Origin of the sequence: Microbacterium stercoris (assembly GCF_017592545.1) — a bacterium.
GTDB classification, from domain to species: Bacteria; Actinomycetota; Actinomycetes; order Actinomycetales; family Microbacteriaceae; genus Microbacterium; species Microbacterium stercoris.
Map to the genome: position 1 here is coordinate 771,103 of NZ_JAGFOA010000001.1, position 15,962 is coordinate 787,064.

Sequence of the window (15,962 nt, forward strand, 5' to 3'; positions counted from 1 at the left end):
CTCGACTCGCTCGTTCCTCGCTCGCTCGACGAGCGGGTGGGTCGAGCGGGCGGGTGGGTCATCCTCGCTCGTTCGTCGAGCGAGCGGGGCGAGTCGAGGCGCCCGAGCCTCCTGGCGTCGCGGTGATGGCACGCGTCTCGACTCGCTCGTTCCTCGCTCGCTCGACGAGCGGGTGCGTGGGGGGGCCATCCCCGCTCGTTCGTCGAGCGAGCGGAGCGAGTCGAGGCGCCCAAGCCTCCTGGCGTCGCGCTGATGGCACGCGTCTCGACTCGCTCGTTCCTCGCTCGCTCGACGAGCGGGGGGTCGAGCGGGTGGGTGGGTCAGCCTCGCTCGTTCGTCGAGCGAGCGGAGCGAGTCGAGGCGCCCAAGCCTCTCGGCGTCGCGCTGATGGCACGCGTCTCGACTCGCTCGTTCCTCGCTCGCTCGACGAGCGGGTGGGTCGAGCGGGCGGGGGGGTCAGCGGGCGAGGGCTGCGAGGTCGTCCGGGGTCGCGCCCTCGGGAGCGTTGATGCAGACCGTCGTGGCGAGCCCGGCGTAGCGGGAGCGCAGCGCCGTGCGCACCTCGGCGGGCGTGCCCCACACCGCGAAGGCGTCGAGCATCTCGTCGGTGACGAGGGCGGACATCTCGCGCCACTCTCCGCGCTTCGACGCCGCGTGCATCGCATCCGCTGCCGCCTCCCAGCCGTGCAGCTCCATCACGCCGCGGTACGACGGGGTAGAGCCGTAGAAGGCGATCTGCTGGCGCACGGCCTTCTCCTGCGCGGCGCGCGCGGACGGATCCGATCCGACGATCACGAAGGGAAGCGCGACCAGCTCGATCGGGGTCTCGAGCGAGCCGCGCGCGCGGCCGGCGGCCAGCGCGGGCACGGACACCTCGGCGAGGTATTCGCGGGTGGTGAAGGCGTGCGCGACGAATCCGTCGGCGGCCTCGCCGGCGAGCCGGGTCATCGCCGCGCCGACGCCGGCGAGCCAGATCGGCGGATTGCCGTGGGGGTTGGGGCCGGGGCTGAACATCGGCGTCATCAGCGTGTGGGAGTAGTGCTCGCCTCGGAAGTCGAGTTTCTCTCCCGTCTCCCACGAGTGCCAGATCGCGCGCACGGCGCCGATGAACTCGCGCATGCGCGGCGCCGGCGCCGACCAGGGCATCGAGAAGCGGCGTTCGATGTGCGCCTGCACCTGCGATCCGAGCCCGAGCGCGAAGCGGCCGTCCGATGCGAGCTGCAGGTCGTTCGCCGCGACCGCGACCGTCATCGGGTTGCGGGCGAACGCCACGGCGATCGAGGTGGCGATCCGGATCGGGTGCCCTGCCCGCTGCGCCTCGCGCGCGGCGAGCGCGCAGGCCACGAACGGATCGTGCTGCAGCTCGGTCAGCTGCAGGCCGCCGAACCCGGCCTCCGCGGCGAAGCGCGCCGCCCGCTCCGCGCCCGCCGGGCTGGCGTCGCGCGATCCGATCTCGATGTGGAACTGCGTCGTCTCACTCACTCGGCCATTGTGCGGGCCGGATCCGAGTGAGCCGCGGATTCTGTCGGGTGGCTACAGGCGGTGGCACGCCCGGGGGCGTCTCGACTCCTCGCCGGCGCGCGTCGCTCGGCGGGATCCGCACTCGCTCGCCACCCAAAGATCCTATAGGATCCAGGTAACGACCTCCGAGGAGACCGCAATGACGCGACTGTTCAACGACCCGGCCGACTTCGCCGACGAGATGACCGAGGGCTTCGCCGACGCGGCGGCCCGCTGGGTGCAGCGTGTGCCCGGCGGTGTCGTGCGCGCGACGGCGGCGGATGAGCCGAAGGTCGCCGTGGTCGTCGGCGGCGGCAGCGGCCACTACCCGGCATTCGGCGGACTCGTCGGCCCGGGCCTCGCGCACGGTGCCGTGATGGGCAACCTGTTCGCCTCGCCCTCGGCGCACCAGGCGCACTCGGTCGCGAAGGTCGCCGACCAGGGGCGCGGCGTGCTCTTCAGCTTCGGCAACTACGCCGGCGACGTGCTGCACTTCGGCCAGGCACAGGAGCGTCTGCGCGCCGAGGGGCACGACGTGCGCACGGTGCTCGTCACCGACGACATCTGGAGCGCCCCGGCCGATCAGCAGGAGAAGCGCCGCGGCATCGCGGGCGACCTCGTGGTGTTCAAGATCGCGGGCGCCGCGGCCGAGCAGGGACTCGACCTCGACGACGTCGAGCGTCTCGCCCGCCATGCGAACGCGCGCACGCGCTCGTTCGGCGTCGCGTTCGGGGGCTGCACGCTGCCGGGCGCGGACGCTCCGCTGTTCACCGTGCCCGAGGGGCGGATGGCCGTGGGGCTGGGCATCCACGGCGAGCCGGGCATCGATGAGGTCGACATCCCCACCGCCGCCGGCCTCGCGGAGATGTTCGTGTCGAAGCTGCTCGAGGAGCTCCCCGAGGGCGTGAGCGTGTCCGGATCGCGCGTGGTGCCGATCCTGAACGGCCTCGGCAGCGTGAAGAGCGAGGAGCTCTTCGTCGTCTACCGCACCGTGCATCGCCTCCTCGGCGAGGCCGGCGTGACCGTGGTGGAGCCCGAGGTGGGCGAGCTGTGCACAAGCTTCGACATGGCCGGCTGCTCGCTCACGCTGCTGTGGCTCGACGACGAGCTCGAGCCCCTGTGGGGCGCGCCGGCCGACAGCCCCGGATACAAGAAGGGCGCGGTCGCCCCGCAGCGCCGCGTCGAGGTGCAGGTCGACGAGGCCGCCGACGTGCTGCCGATCGGACCGGCTTCCGCGCCGTCTCAGGCCCTCGGCACCGCGATCGCGGGCGCACTCGCCGACGTGGCGGAGGCGCTCGACGAGGCGGCCGACGAGCTGGGCCGGATGGACAGCATCGCCGGCGACGGAGATCACGGCATCGGCATGCAGCGCGGATCGCACGCCGCCCGCGACGCGGGTCGCCTCGCGTCCGAGGGAGGGGCGGGCGCCGAGACCGTGCTCGTGCATGCCGCGGAGGCGTGGAGCGACCGGGCCGGCGGCACCTCCGGCGCGATCTGGGCCGAGATCCTCACGACCGTCGGCGCGGCTCTCGGCGACGACTCCACGCCTGACGCGGGCGTCGTCGCCCGCGCGGTGCGCGAGGCCAGCGACGCCGTGCAGGCCTTCGGCAAGGCGAAGGTCGGCGACAAGACCATGGTCGACGCGCTTGTGCCCTTCGCCGAGACGCTCGCCGCGGAGGTCGACGGCGGCGCTCCGCTCGCCACCGCCTGGCAGCGCGCGACCGACGCCGCCGAGGCGGCCGCTCAGGCCACCGCCGATCTCGTGGCCACCCTCGGCCGCGCCCGCTCGCACGGCGACAAGTCGCTCGGCACGCCCGATCCGGGTGCCGTCTCGTTCGCACTCGTCTGCCGCACCGTCCACCGCGCCCTCGCCGGCGCGACCGCCACGAAGTAAGGAACTGTCATGTCACTTCGCCTCATCGTCGGATCCGACGACGCCGGCTACCAGTACAAGGAGGCCATCAAGGCCGACCTGCTCGCGCACGACCTCGTCGCCGAGGTGATCGATGTGGGAGTGGATGCCGACGGCCACACCTCCTACCCGAAGGTCGCGATCGAGGCCGCGGAGCGCGTGGCCCGCGGCGAGGCCGACCGGGCCATCCTGATCTGCGGCACCGGCCTCGGCGTCGCGATCGCCGCGAACAAGGTCAAGGGCGTGCGCGCGGTCACCGCACACGACTCGTACTCGGTTGAGCGGTCGATCCTGTCGAACAACGCCCAGGTGCTCTGCATGGGTCAGCGCGTGGTGGGTCTTGAGCTCGCCCGCCGCCTCGCCAAGGAGTGGCTGACGTACACCTTCGACCCGACCAGCGCCTCGAACGACAAGGTCAACGACATCTGCGCGTACGAGGGCGTCTGAGCGTGAGCCCCTACGTCATCGGCGCGAGCCTGAAGGCCTACTTCGGGCGCGAGCGGACGATGGCGTGGTCGCGGGAGATCGTCGAGCTGGTGCGCACGCATCCCGCGGTGACCTCCGGCGCGGTCGAGCCGTTCGCGATCCCCGGCTTCCTCTCCCTCGGCGAGGTGGAGGCGCTGGCCGCGGGATCGCCGCTTCGGATCGGTGCGCAGGACGCGTTCTGGGACGACGGGCCCTACACCGGCGAGGTCTCGCCGAGGCAGCTCGCCGAGTACGGCGTCAGCCTCGTCGAGGTCGGGCATGCCGAGCGCCGGCGCCTGTTCGGCGAGACCGACGAGACCGTCGCGCGCAAGGTGGATGCCGTGCTCGCGGCCGGACTCACGCCGCTCGTCTGCGTCGGCGAGCCCCTCGAAGGCGATGCTCACGCGGCCGCGGAGGAGGTGATCCGGCAGCTCGAGGCCTCGATCGGCCCCGCGCTCGGCGCCGGACGCGAGGGTCGTGTGCTCGTCGCGTACGAGCCCGTGTGGGCCATCGGGGCGGCGGAGCCCGCACCGGATGCCCACATCCGCACCGTCTGCTCGGCGCTGCGCGAGGCGCTGCCGCGACCTGGGCTGGCCTCCGACTCAGCGGTGCTCTACGGCGGCAGCGCCGGCCCTGGCCTGCTCACACGCATCGGCGACGCGGTCGACGGGCTGTTCCTCGGCCGCTTCGCCCATGATCCGGAAGCCTTCGGCCGTATCCTCGAGGAAGCAGGATCCACTGCCCGGGCGTGCGAGGATGCTGCCCGGGGAGCGCGTCAGCGCGGAGGAGAGGAAGCCCGATGAGCCTGCCGTTGGGACGCGTGGTCGAGATCGAGCGGCGCGGTCTGCGCGATCGGGTGTACGACCTGATCCTCGAGATGCTGCTGCGCGGCGAGGTGGAGCCCGGTGCCCGGCTGTCGATCGACTCGATGGCCCGCATGCTGGATGTCTCGCCCACCCCCGTGCGCGAGGCGATGGTGCAGCTGGAGCGCACCGGCCTCGTCACCCGCGAGGCGCTGCGGGGCTACCGCGTCGCCCCGCCGCTCGGCCCCGACGAGCTCGAGCAGCTGTTCGATGCGCGTGTGGTGATCGAGTCCGCGGCCGCGGGCGGCGCCGTGAAGGGCGGATCCGACGCGGTGCGGTCGCTGCGCGAGGCGCACGCCGGGCACGTGGTCGCGGCCGACGAGGTGGTCGCCACCCACACCGACGCGGGCGTGCCGCTGGAGGTCACCAAGGCCTACTTCGCGGCGGACGGCGAGTTCCACCGGCAGCTGTTCGTCGCGGCCGGCAACCACTACCTGCTCGAGATGCACGACGGCCTCGGCGCCCTGACGCACCGCATGCGCCAGGCCCTGCTGACCGGCCCCGACGACGTGCGCGAGGCCGTGGCCGAGCACGAGGCGATCCTGCACGCGGTCGAAGCGGGCGACGCGGATGCCGCCGTCGCGCGCATGCGCGAGCACCTGGCGCAGGTGCGCCAGCGCTCCCTCCGCGACTCCACGCACTGACGCCTGCGCCCTCGCGCCCTGCGGGCCGACGTTCTGCGGGGATCCGGCACCCGGGTCATCCGGCGTCTCGGCGTTGACTAGTCCTCCGCGGCATTACTAGTCCCGCCTGGACTAGTAATGCCGCGCGGGACTAGTCGACGACCCTGCAGGTGCCCACCGCGCCGCCATACGACAAGGTGGTCGTGGCCCCGCCACCAGCGCTCGGCCCCGCCCCGCCCCGCCACTCCGCCGCGCCACCCGGCCCCGCACGGCGTCCCGCTCAGCGGCACGATCGCCACTTGACGACCGCGGGCCAAGATCCTATAGGATCGAGGATGCGCCACCGAGGGCGCATGTGAATGCAACGGAGCACCATGGCGACTGCTTACGAGTACACCCGCGAGGGATGGCCGATCGCGACCTGCCTGCACGGCTTCAAGACCGTGCTGCCTGACGGCACGCCCCTGCATGACGCCCCCGCCGAGGTGTGGGACGACATGTTCGAGCAGATCGAGGAGGTGGGCTTCACCCTCGCCGAGCTGGCCGACAGCCACGTGCGTCCGGCCGACCTCACGCCGGCTCGCCGCGACGAGTTCCTCTCCATCGCGAAGGCGCACGGCGTGCGCATCCCGAGCGTGCACCTGCAGCGCCAGAGCGTGATCTGGCCCGGGCGCGAGGAGACGAACCTCGCCTACGCGCACCGCACCATCGACGCCGCGGCCGAGTGGGGCATGGACGTCTTCTCGACCGGTCTGCACCAGCCCTTCAACGAGGCCCAGCGCAAGGCGCTGTGGTTCTGGACGGCGCAGGGGCCGAAGGATCCGGATGACCCGGAGGTCTGGAAGGCCGCCGTCACGCGCCTGCGCGAGCTGGGTCGGCACGCCGCCGATGTGGGCCTGCAGATGTCGCTCGAGATGTACGAGGACACCTATGTGGGCACCGCCGACAGCGCCGTGCGCCTGATCGAGGACATCGGCCTCGACAACGTCGGCATCAACCCCGACATCGCGAACCTCATCCGCCTGCACCGTCCGATCGAGGACTGGCGCGAGATGTTCGCCAAGACGCTGCCGTACACGAACTACTGGCACGTCAAGAACTACACGCGCGACGAGTCGGCTGACGCGTCCTGGGCCACCTCGGTGCCCACCAGCATGGAGCTCGGCCTCATCAACTACCGCCAGGTGGTGCGCGACGCGATCAACGAGGTCGGGTTCCGCGGCATCTTCCTCATGGAGCAGTACGGCGGCGACTCGCTCGGCGTGTGCGCCACCAACGCGCAGTACCTGCGCACCCTCATCCCCCGCAACATCAAGGAGCAGCAGTCGTGACCACCATCGCCATCGTCGGATCCGGCTACATGGGCGGCGGCATCGCCCAGGTGCTCGCCCTCGCCGGCTACGACGTGCGCCTCGCCGACGTGTCGGCCGAGGTCGCCGCCTCGAACCTCGATCGCCTCCTCACGGAGGCCGGCCAGTTCGTCGCCGACGGCCTGTTCCCCGCCGACGCGGTCGAGCGGATCCAGCAGCGCCTCACCGCGGCCGCGTCGATCGAGGAGGCCGTCGCCGGCGCCGACTTCATCGAGGAGGCCGTGCCCGAGAAGATCGAGATCAAGCACGCGACCCTCGCGCGCATCTCGGCCGCGGCGCGTCCGGATGCCGTCATCGGCTCCAACACGTCGACGATCCTCATCGCCTCGCTCGCGACGGCCGTCGAGCGCCCCGAGCGCTTCGTGGGTGTGCACTTCTCGAACCCCGCCCCGTTCATCCCGGGCGTCGAGATCATCCCCCACGAGGGCACGGATGAGGCGATCCTGCCGTTCGTCGAGGAGATCGTGCGGGCCACGGGCAAGCAGACGGCCCGCGTGAAGGACTCGACGGGCTTTGTGCTCAACCGCCTGCAGTACGCGCTGTTCGCCGAGGCGTCGCAGCTCGTCGAGGAGGGCGTGGCCTCGGCCACCGACATCGACACCATCGTGCGCACCACGTTCGGCTTCCGCCTGCCGTTCTTCGGCCCGTTCGCGATCGCCGACATGGCGGGGCTCGACGTCTACGCCTTCTGCTACGAGTCGCTGCAGACCCGCTGGCCCGAGCGCTTCGCCACCCCGGCGGCGCTCCAGGAGCTCGTCGACGCCGGCAAGCTCGGCACCAAGTCGGGCGCGGGCTTCCTCGACGTGCCGGCCGACCGCACCCCCGAGCTCGTGGCCTACCGCAACAAGGCCTACGTCGCGATGCAGAAGCTGCTCGACGAGCTGGGCCCGGCCCCGATCCACTCGGGCTCGACCGGATCGGAGGCGGGCGAGTGAGCGCCGCCTTCCCCGCCGAGCGCACCGCGATCCTGACCGGTGCGGCCTCGCCGCGCGGCATCGGCCGCGCCACCGCCCACTACCTCGCCGAGCGGGGCTGGAGCATCGGCATCATCGACCTCGACGAGGCCGCCGCCCAGGCCGTGGCCGCCGAGATCGCCGAGCAGCATGGGGTCGCGGCCGCCGGAGCCGGCGCGAACGTCGCCGACGAGGCGCAGGTGCGCGCCGCGTTCGACGCCCTCGAGCCGCAGCTGCCGCCGCTGGTGGCGCTGGTGAACCTGGCGGGCGTGAGCTCGCCGGATCCGTACCTCGAGGTCACGCCCGACGAGTGGAACCGCGTCATCGCGATCAACCTCAACGGCGTGCACTACGCCACGCGCCGCGCGGCGGAGACCATGACCGCGAACGGCGTCGGCCGCATCGTGAGCATGTCCTCGATCTCCGCGCAGCGCGGAGGCGGCACGTTCTCGAAGACCGCGTACTCGGCCGCCAAGGCCGGCGTCATCGGCCTCACCCGCTCGGTCGCGCGCGAGCTCGGCCGCCTGGGCGTGACGGTCAACGCCATCGCGCCCGGCCCCATCGACACCGACATCATGGGCGGCACCCTCACCGAGGAGCGCAAGGCGGCCATGTCGGCCGACGGCGTGCTGCCCCGCATCGGATCCCCGCGCGACATCGCCGCGGGCGTCGCCTACCTGATCAGCGAAGACGCCGGATATGTGACGGGCCAGACCCTGAACATCGACGGCGGCACCTACATGCACTGAGGAGCCTCATGAACATCGGCACCTGGAGCAAGTCCCGCCTGGCGTTCCTCGCCATCGGGATCGTGCTCGTCGGCATCGGGATCTGGCAGATCCTCGCCTTCTGACCCGGGATCCCGGCGGCCTCTGCAAGGGGCCGCCGGATCCGGCAACCGCACGAAGAACCCGCACAACCCACCCGTAGCCATGCCCTCAAAGGAGAGATCTTCAATGGCTGATACCGCCACCCTGAGGACGGAGCCGCTCGCCAGCGCCGTCAGCAAGGCGACCCGGCACCTGATGCCGATGCTCGTCATCCTGTACTTCGTCGCGTTCCTCGACCGCACGAACGTCGGCTTCGCCGAGGCCGCGCTGCAGGCCGATCGGGGAATCTCGGCCGGAGCGTTCGCGCTCGGCGCCGGCATCTTCTTCATCGGCTACGCGATCTTCGAGATCCCCTCGAACCTCGCCCTGAAGAAGTTCGGAGCCCGCTGGTGGCTCGCGCGCATCGCGATCACCTGGGGCATCGTCGCCGCAGCCTTCGCGTTCACGACGAACGACACGATGTTCATCATCCTGCGCTTCCTGCTCGGCGTGACCGAGGCCGGTCTGTTCCCGGGCGTGATCATGTTCCTGGCCGAGTGGTTCCCGAACAAGGTGCGTGTGCGCATGTTCGCGATCTTCTACCTGGCGCAGCCCTTCTCGCAGATGCTCGGCGCCCCGCTCTCGGGCGGCCTGATCAGCTTCGGCGACCAGTACACGCCGTGGCTCGGATGGCAGGTGATGTTCTTCAGCGAGGGAATGCTCGCCGTCATCGCCGGTATCGCCGCGATCTTCCTGCTCATCGACACCCCGCAGAAGGCCAAGTGGCTGAACGAGGACGAGAAGCGCGCCCTCATCGACGTCATGGCCCGTGAGGACGCCGTGCGTCAGGAGGACGGCCCGACCGGAATCTGGCGCGCGATGGCCAACTGGAAGGTCTGGTACTTCACGGTCATCTACTTCTGCCTGCAGATCGCCGTGTACGGCACCACCTTCTACCTGCCGCAGCAGGTGGCCGGGCTCCTCGGCCAGGACGTGGGCTGGCAGGTCGGCCTCGTCACGGCCATCCCGTGGCTGGTGGGTCTGTTCGCCTGCTACTACTTCGGCAACAAGGCGAACACGGTCAAGCGCCGCCGCAACTGGGGTGCCACGTTCTACGTGCTCACGGGTCTGTTCATCCTCGGATCCGCGTGGGCCGGTGCGACGAACCAGCCGGTGCTCGGCATCGTGTTCATCACGGTCGCCGTGGCGAGCTTCCTCTCGGTGGGTCCGATCACCTGGTCGTTCCCGACCGCGTTCCTCACCGGCACCGCGGCCGCCGCGGGCATCGGCCTGATCAACTCGCTCGGCAACCTGGGTGGCTTCGTCGCCCCGCTGATGCGCACGGCCTTCAACGAGGCCATGCCCACCGACAGCGGCGCCTGGGGTGTGGTGTCGCTGGGTGTGTTCGCCTTCCTCGCCGCCGGCATGATGCTCGGCACGAAGTTCTTCAAGGCGAAGGCCGACGACCTGCTCGACGACGAAGCCCAGGCCGCTCAGGCCCCGGCTCACTGAGGGAGAACCCCATGCCCCGTCCTGTGATCGTCCTCGACGACGACCCCACCGGCACGCAGACGATCCGCGATGTCCCCGTTCTGACGCGGACGGATCCGGATCACCTGCGGTGGGCGTTCGATCAGGGCGGGGCGGGGTTCTTCATCCTCACCAACACGCGCAGCCTCGGACCGGATGAGGCGGCCGCGCGGGTCGACCGCGTCGCACGGGAGGTGCGCGCGGTCGCCGCCGAGCGGGGGCTCGACCCCGTGTTCCTCGCGCGCGGCGACTCCACGCTGCGCGGGCACTTCCCACTCGAGACCGACGTGCTGCGCGCACATGACCCCGCCGCGGGCGTGCTGCTCGTGCCGGCGTATCTCGACGCGGGGCGCGTCACCGTCGGCGGCACCCACTACGTGGCCGGCCCGGATGGCGTGCGCACCCCCGTCGGCGAGACCGAGTTCGCGCGCGACGCCACCTTCGGCTTCACGCAGTCGCACCTGCCGGCGTGGGTCGAGGAGCAGACCGGCGGCCGCATCCGTGCCTCCGACGTGCTGAGGATCGGTCTCGACGACATCCGGCTCGAGGGCGCGGATCACGTGCGCGAGCTGCTGAGAAAGGCCCACGACGGGCGGGTGGTCGTGGTCGACGCCGAGCGCGATGACGACCTGCGCATCGTCGCCGACGCCGTGCTGCGCGCCGAGGCCGAGGGGCAGCGGTTCGTCTACCGGACGGGGCCGTCGTTCGTGCGCGCGCGGCTCGGGCAGTCGGCGAGCGCCCCCGTGCCCGCCGCATCTCTGCGCGCCGAGGACGCCGTCGCCGGCGGCCTCGTCGTCGTGGGATCGCACGTGGCCATGACCACGCGTCAGCTTGAGCGGCTGATCGCCGCGCGCGACCCGCTGGTCGTCGAACTCGACGCGAGCCGCCCGTCCGATCCGGGCCAGCAGCGCGCGCTGGCGGACGAGATCGTCAACGCGCTCGCTGAGCGCACCGTGGTCTTCCGCACGAGCAGAACGCTCCGCCGCGGCCGCAGCGCCCAGGCGAGCCTCGCGATCGCCCGCGAGGTGAGCGCCGCGGTCGTCGACGTCGTGCGCGCGGTGCTCGAGCGCACGCGCCCGGCCTTCCTCGTGGCCAAGGGCGGCATCACGTCGTCGGATGTGGCGACGGAAGCGCTCGGCATGAGCCGCGCGCGTGTGGAGGGCACCGTGCTGCCCGGCATCGTGTCGGTGTGGCGCCCGATCGACGGCCTCGCCCCCGGCCTGCCCTACGTGGTCTTCGCCGGCAACGTCGGTGGCGAGGACGGCCTGCTCGACGTCGTGAAGCGCGCGGAGCGCTCCGACTAGCCGCGCCCACGCCCACCCGCCCGCCCGCCCGCTCGCCCCGCGTCGTTCGTTGAGCGAGCGAAGCGAGTCGAAACGCCCAAGCCCCCCGCTCGCCCGCGTCGTTCGTTGAGCGAGCGAAGCGAGTCGAAACGCCCAAGCCCCAAGGAGTCCTCATGCAGTACCGCACCCTCGGCGCCGCGGGCGCCTCCGTCTCGCAGTTCGCCCTCGGCACCATGACATTCGGCCGGGAGACCTCCGAGGCCGAATCGCGCGAGATGCTCGATCTCTACGTCGCCGCGGGCGGCAATCTCATCGACACCGCCGACATCTACGCGGATCGCGAGAGCGAGCGGATTGTCGGACGCTGGCTGAAGAGCGCCGCCGCGGAGGTGCGCGACAACCTCGTCATCGCGACGAAGGGCCGCTTCCCGACGGGTGGCGGGCCGAATCAGCTCGGGCTCTCGCGCAAGCATCTCGCGCAGGCGCTGGATGCCTCGCTGCAGCGCCTGGGTGTCGAGACGATCGATCTCTACCAGCTGCACTCCTGGGATCCGCACACCTCGGTCGAGGAGCAGCTCGAGTTCCTGACCGCAGCGGTCGCCGCCGGCAAGGTGCACTACGTGGGGCTGTCGAACGTCACCGCGTGGCAGCTGCAGCGGTACATGGATGTCGCCGAGTTCCGCCGGCTCGTGCGTCCGGTGACCATCCAGCCGCAGTACAACCTGCTGGCGCGCGAGATCGAGTGGGAGGTGCTGCCCGCAGCCGAGTTCAACGGGCTCGGCCTCCTGCCCTGGTCGCCGCTCGCCGGCGGCTGGCTCACCGGCAAGTACACGCGCGACGCCGTGCCTGCCGGCACGCGCCACGACGCGGCGCCCGGTGCCATGAACGGCCTCGACCGGCGCCGCTCCGAGGAGCGCACGTGGGCCGTGCTCGACGCGCTCGCCGCGGTCGCCGACGAGCACGGCGTGCCGCAAGGGCGGGTGGCGATCGCGTGGCTGGCGGGTCGATCGGGCGTCAGCTCGGTGATCCTCGGCGCCCGCACGCTCGCCCACCTCGAGGACAACCTCGCTTCCGGTGATGTTGTGCTGACGCCGCAGCAGCGGGAGCGCCTCGACGCGGCCAGCCTCCCGCACGTGGCCGACTACCCCTACGGCGAGCTCGGCCAGGAGCAGCGCACGCGCCGCCTCCACGGCGGCCGCTGGTGACATCCGCCCCACGGGCGCCGCTCACCGCGGTCGACGAGGACTGACGCGGCGAGAGCACCTCGAGACCGCGAGGGCACATCCGCGAGGATGCGCCCTCGCGGTCTTCGTGTGTTCTCAGGCCCCCGCCCACGCCCCCGCCCCCGCCGGCGCGGGTGCGAGGGTGTCGCCGGCGACGTACTCGCACGCGAGCAGGCGCTGCCGGGGCGCGTGATCCGGAGACAGGATCCGCTCGAGCAGCGCGTCGACGCCCCACTCGCCGAGCTCGGCACCCGGCGCGCGCAGGTAGGTCAGGCGCGGCTCTGCCATCTCGGCCATGTAGGCCGAGGTGCTCATCGAGACCACGCTGAGGTCGCGCGGCACCGACGTGCCGGCGTGGGCGAGGCCGATGAGCAGGCCCGCGGCCGCGTGCTCGTTCAGGATCACCACACCGGTGGTGCCGGGGTGATCGGTCAGGATCCGCTCGCCGAGCGCGCGCCCGGCGGCCGGGCTCTCGTCCACGCGGATCACCGTGGCCGGCCCGCCGATCTCGGTCACGGCCGTGCGGTAGGCGCTCTCCGCGCGCGTGCGGGCGGCGTGCTGATAGCCCGGCTCGCTGCCCGCGACGAACGCGATCCGCGTGTGGCCCAGGGCGTGCAGCCGCGCGACGGCATCGCGGGTGGTGGCGGCGAAGTCGATGTCGACGTAGCCGATGCCCTCGGGCTCGGCGGTGCGGCCGATCATCGCGAAGGGCACCCCCGCGGTGCGCAGCGCGTCCACGCGCGGGTCCTCGAGCTGCACCTCCATCAGCAGCACGCCGTCGACGAGTCCCGTGCGGGCGAGCACGGCCACCTGCTCCGCGTCGTTGCCGATCGGCCACATCACGAGGTCGTAGCCCTGTTCGCGCGCGCGCCGCGAGGCGCCGGTGAAGAACGCGACGGCCGTGGGCGTGAGCGGGCGCTCCAGCGCGGGGTAGAGCATGGCGATGATGCGGGTGTGTCCGCGTCGGGCGAGGGCGGCGCCGAGCGGGTTGCGGTGGAAGCCGAGCGCGAGCATGGCCTCTTCGACGCGCTCGCGCGTCTCGTCGCGCACGGGCTTGCTGCCGTTGACGACGAAGGACACCGTGGCCACCGACACGCCTGCGCGCTGGGCGACATCACGCATCGTGACCATCCGCTCCTCCTCGCTGAATCGTACGGTGCGCCGGATCCGTCCCTTTCGGGTGTTGACAGCGGCGACCGTCCCATGCACGATACTGACACAGCGGTTAAACGCATAACTTAAACGTTTGACCATCCCCCTCAACGCACTGACAAAGGAGTCATCATGCGCCGCAATCGCACCCTCATGACCGTCGCGGCCCTCGCCGCGGCGCCGCTGATCCTCGCCTCCTGCTCAGGCGGCGGAGCGAACGGCGGCGGCGACGCCGGCGGCGAGGTCGACTCGCTGACCATGCTCGACTACTGGAACAACGAGCCCGACAAGACGATCATGCAGGGCGTCATCGACGACTGCGCCGAGGAGATCGGCGTCGAGATCGAGCGCGAGACCGTGCCGGGCAAGGACCTGATCCAGAAGGTGCTGCAGCGGTCGTCGTCCAAGACGCTCCCCGACATCCTGATGCTCGACAACCCCGACGTGCAGGAGATCGCCGCGACCGGCGGCCTCGCGCCGCTCAGCCGCTTCGAAGTCGACACCGACGGCTTCGCGCAGGGCATCCTGGACGCCGCCACCTACGAGGACGAGATCTACGGCCTCGCCCCCGCCGTCAACACCCTCGGGATCTTCTACAACAAGACCCTGCTCGACGAGGCGGGCATCGAGCCGCCGAAGACGTGGGACGACCTGAAGGCCGCGTCGGCTGCGCTCACCGAGGGCGACCGCTACGGTGTCGCCTTCTCGGCCATCGCCACGTACGAGGGCGCCTGGCAGTTCCTGCCGTTCATGTGGACGAACGGCGGCGACGAGACGGATCTGCAGACCCCCGAGGTCGCCGAGGCTCTGCAGCTGTGGGTCGACCTGGTCAAGGACGGATCCGCCTCCGAAGGTGTCGTCAACTGGTCGCAGGCCGACGTGAAGGACCAGTTCGTCGCCGGCAAGGCCGCGATGATGGTCAACGGCCCGTGGCAGATCCCCGCCCTCGCCGACACCGACTTCGAGTGGGGCTCGGTGCTCGTGCCCGTCAACGAGGAGGGTCAGACCCCCGTGGCGCCGCTCGGCGGCGAGGTGCTCACCGTCCCCGAGACCGGCGACGAGGCGCGTCAGGCCAAGGCCGCCGAGTTCATCGGCTGCATCACCAACGAGGACAACTCGATGGCCGTGGCCGAGGCCCGCTTCATGGTGCCCACGCGCACCGACCTCGTCGACGCCTACGTCGAGAAGGTGCCGTCGATGGAGGCCTTCACGCAGCAGGTCGTCGACGCCCGCTCGCGCACCGGCAAGCTCGGCGAGGAGTGGCCGACCGTCGCCACCGTCATCTACAACGCCGTGCAGCTGGCGATCACGGGCGAAGCCGAGCCCGCAGAGGCGCTCGAGCAGGCTGCGCGCGGCTGATCCGATGACGACCGCTGTGCTGTCCTCGCGGCGCCGCCGGGTGCGCCGCGAGGACGTGATCAAGGCGCTGTTCGTGGTGCCCGCCGCGATCTACATCGCGCTGTTCTTCGGCTACCCCGTGGTCAAGAACATCCTGATGGGGTTCCAGGACTACACGACCAAGACCTTCTTCACGGGCGAGGCCCCCTGGGTGGGCTTCCAGAACTACGTCACGGCCCTCACGAGCGGTCTGTTCTGGCCCGCCATGGCGAACACGCTGCTGTTCACGCTCGGGTCTCTCCTGGGTCAGTTCGTGATCGGGATGGGACTGGCGGTGTTCTTCCGCCGCCAGTTCCCCCTCAGCGGGTTCCTGCGCGCCATGCTGCTGCTGCCGTGGCTGCTGCCGCTCATCGTGTCGAGCGCCACCTGGCGCGCCATCCTCGACAAGGACAGCGGCATCCTGAACCAGGCGCTCGGCGCCATCGGGATCGACGCGGTGCCGTGGCTCACGAGCCCCGACGTCGCGCTCATCGCGGTGATCCTGGTCAACATCTGGGTCGGCATCCCCTTCAACGTGACGCTGCTCTACGGCGGACTGCAGGACATCCCCGAGGAGCTCTACGAGGCCGCATCGCTCGACGGCGCCACGGGATGGAAGGCCTTCTGGCACATCACGCTGCCGAACCTGCGCCCCGTCATGAGCGTGGTGCTCGTGCTGGGCGTCGTGTACACGCTCAAGGTGCTCGACGTGATCCTGGGCCTCACCGGCGGAGGCCCCGCGAACGCGACGCAGACCATCGCGATCCGCGCCTACCAGACGTCGTTCGTCGACTTCGAGTTCGGCGTCGGCGCGGCCTTCAGCAACATCCTGATCCTGCTGTCGCTTGTGTTCGCACTCATCTACCTGCGGTCGAACCGCAAGGCCGTCGACGAGTGATCCG

14 protein-coding genes are annotated in these 15,962 nt (G+C 71.2%); 12 read left to right on the forward strand and 2 right to left on the reverse strand.

Annotation, left to right across the window (positions count from 1 at the left end; all coding sequences use genetic code 11):
* Positions 1-456: 456 nt before the first annotated feature.
* Complete coding sequence (locus J5V96_RS03520; RefSeq protein ID WP_208500237.1) at positions 457-1,482, reverse strand: TIGR03617 family F420-dependent LLM class oxidoreductase; 1,026 nt, start codon at positions 1,480-1,482, stop codon at positions 457-459.
* Positions 1,483-1,660: 178 nt separating this feature from the next.
* Here J5V96_RS03520 and J5V96_RS03525 point away from each other — a divergent pair, with 178 nt between their 5' ends.
* The 10 genes from J5V96_RS03525 to J5V96_RS03570 all read left to right on the forward strand — a co-directional run bounded on the left by J5V96_RS03525 (position 1,661) and on the right by J5V96_RS03570 (position 12,513).
* On the forward strand, positions 1,661-3,394 hold the full coding sequence (locus tag J5V96_RS03525; protein ID WP_208500238.1) for a dihydroxyacetone kinase family protein: 1,734 nt from the start codon (positions 1,661-1,663) through the stop codon (positions 3,392-3,394).
* A gap of 9 nt (positions 3,395-3,403) precedes the next feature.
* Positions 3,404-3,859 (forward strand): ribose-5-phosphate isomerase, encoded by a 456-nt coding sequence (locus J5V96_RS03530; RefSeq protein WP_208500239.1) that lies wholly within the window; start codon positions 3,404-3,406, stop codon positions 3,857-3,859.
* 2 nt (positions 3,860-3,861) lie between these two features.
* On the forward strand, positions 3,862-4,680 hold the full coding sequence (locus J5V96_RS03535; protein ID WP_307793425.1) for a triose-phosphate isomerase family protein: 819 nt from the start codon (positions 3,862-3,864) through the stop codon (positions 4,678-4,680).
* Entirely contained in the window at positions 4,677-5,384 is a 708-nt protein-coding gene (locus J5V96_RS03540; protein WP_208500240.1) for a GntR family transcriptional regulator, read from the forward strand. The genes J5V96_RS03535 and J5V96_RS03540 overlap by 4 nt, the downstream gene beginning before the upstream one ends.
* 353 nt (positions 5,385-5,737) lie before the next feature.
* Positions 5,738-6,694: a sugar phosphate isomerase/epimerase family protein gene (locus J5V96_RS03545; protein ID WP_236014376.1), complete on the forward strand. Its 957-nt coding sequence runs from the start codon at positions 5,738-5,740 to the stop codon at positions 6,692-6,694.
* A 29-nt stretch (positions 6,695-6,723) separates the two neighbouring features.
* On the forward strand, positions 6,724-7,668 hold the full coding sequence (locus J5V96_RS03550; RefSeq protein ID WP_208500695.1) for a 3-hydroxyacyl-CoA dehydrogenase family protein: 945 nt from the start codon (positions 6,724-6,726) through the stop codon (positions 7,666-7,668).
* Positions 7,665-8,435, forward strand: coding sequence for an SDR family NAD(P)-dependent oxidoreductase (locus tag J5V96_RS03555; RefSeq protein ID WP_208500242.1), 771 nt, complete (start codon positions 7,665-7,667; stop codon positions 8,433-8,435). Before J5V96_RS03550 ends, J5V96_RS03555 begins: the two co-directional genes overlap by 4 nt.
* Before the next feature lie 207 nt (positions 8,436-8,642).
* The gene (locus J5V96_RS03560; protein ID WP_208500243.1) at positions 8,643-10,007 is read left to right on the forward strand and encodes an MFS transporter; all 1,365 of its coding nucleotides are present in this window, start codon (positions 8,643-8,645) and stop codon (positions 10,005-10,007) included.
* A gap of 11 nt (positions 10,008-10,018) precedes the next feature.
* Complete coding sequence (locus tag J5V96_RS03565) at positions 10,019-11,329, forward strand: four-carbon acid sugar kinase family protein (RefSeq protein WP_208500244.1); 1,311 nt, start codon at positions 10,019-10,021, stop codon at positions 11,327-11,329.
* A gap of 152 nt (positions 11,330-11,481) precedes the next feature.
* Entirely contained in the window at positions 11,482-12,513 is a 1,032-nt protein-coding gene (locus tag J5V96_RS03570) for an aldo/keto reductase (protein ID WP_208500245.1), read from the forward strand.
* Positions 12,514-12,627: 114 nt separating this feature from the next.
* Here J5V96_RS03570 and J5V96_RS03575 read toward each other — a convergent pair whose 3' ends face one another.
* Positions 12,628-13,662 (reverse strand): LacI family DNA-binding transcriptional regulator, encoded by a 1,035-nt coding sequence (locus tag J5V96_RS03575; RefSeq protein WP_208500246.1) that lies wholly within the window; start codon positions 13,660-13,662, stop codon positions 12,628-12,630.
* A gap of 153 nt (positions 13,663-13,815) precedes the next feature.
* On the opposite strand from J5V96_RS03575, the gene J5V96_RS03580 reads away from it, so the two are divergent.
* Complete coding sequence (locus tag J5V96_RS03580; RefSeq protein WP_208500247.1) at positions 13,816-15,042, forward strand: sugar ABC transporter substrate-binding protein; 1,227 nt, start codon at positions 13,816-13,818, stop codon at positions 15,040-15,042.
* A 4-nt stretch (positions 15,043-15,046) separates the two neighbouring features.
* Entirely contained in the window at positions 15,047-15,958 is a 912-nt protein-coding gene (locus J5V96_RS03585; RefSeq protein WP_208500248.1) for a carbohydrate ABC transporter permease, read from the forward strand.
* The last annotated feature ends 4 nt before the right edge of the window (positions 15,959-15,962 follow it).

Bases quoted from the DNA above. Each gene is read 5' to 3' on its own strand.
- J5V96_RS03550 (WP_208500695.1), top strand. From the start codon at position 6,724: ATGGGCGGCGGCATCGCCCAGGTGCTCGCCCTCGCCGGCTACGACGTG.
- J5V96_RS03530 (WP_208500239.1), top strand. From the start codon at position 3,404: ATGTCACTTCGCCTCATCGTCGGATCCGACGACGCCGGCTACCAGTAC.
- J5V96_RS03560 (WP_208500243.1), top strand. From the start codon at position 8,643: ATGGCTGATACCGCCACCCTGAGGACGGAGCCGCTCGCCAGCGCCGTC.
- J5V96_RS03525 (WP_208500238.1), top strand. From the start codon at position 1,661: ATGACGCGACTGTTCAACGACCCGGCCGACTTCGCCGACGAGATGACC.
- J5V96_RS03585 (WP_208500248.1), top strand. From the start codon at position 15,047: ATGACGACCGCTGTGCTGTCCTCGCGGCGCCGCCGGGTGCGCCGCGAG.
- J5V96_RS03580 (WP_208500247.1), top strand. From the start codon at position 13,816: ATGCGCCGCAATCGCACCCTCATGACCGTCGCGGCCCTCGCCGCGGCG.
- J5V96_RS03545 (WP_236014376.1), top strand. From the start codon at position 5,738: ATGGCGACTGCTTACGAGTACACCCGCGAGGGATGGCCGATCGCGACC.
- J5V96_RS03570 (WP_208500245.1), top strand. From the start codon at position 11,482: ATGCAGTACCGCACCCTCGGCGCCGCGGGCGCCTCCGTCTCGCAGTTC.
- J5V96_RS03540 (WP_208500240.1), top strand. From the start codon at position 4,677: ATGAGCCTGCCGTTGGGACGCGTGGTCGAGATCGAGCGGCGCGGTCTG.
- J5V96_RS03565 (WP_208500244.1), top strand. From the start codon at position 10,019: ATGCCCCGTCCTGTGATCGTCCTCGACGACGACCCCACCGGCACGCAG.
- J5V96_RS03575 (WP_208500246.1), bottom strand. From the start codon at position 13,662: ATGGTCACGATGCGTGATGTCGCCCAGCGCGCAGGCGTGTCGGTGGCC.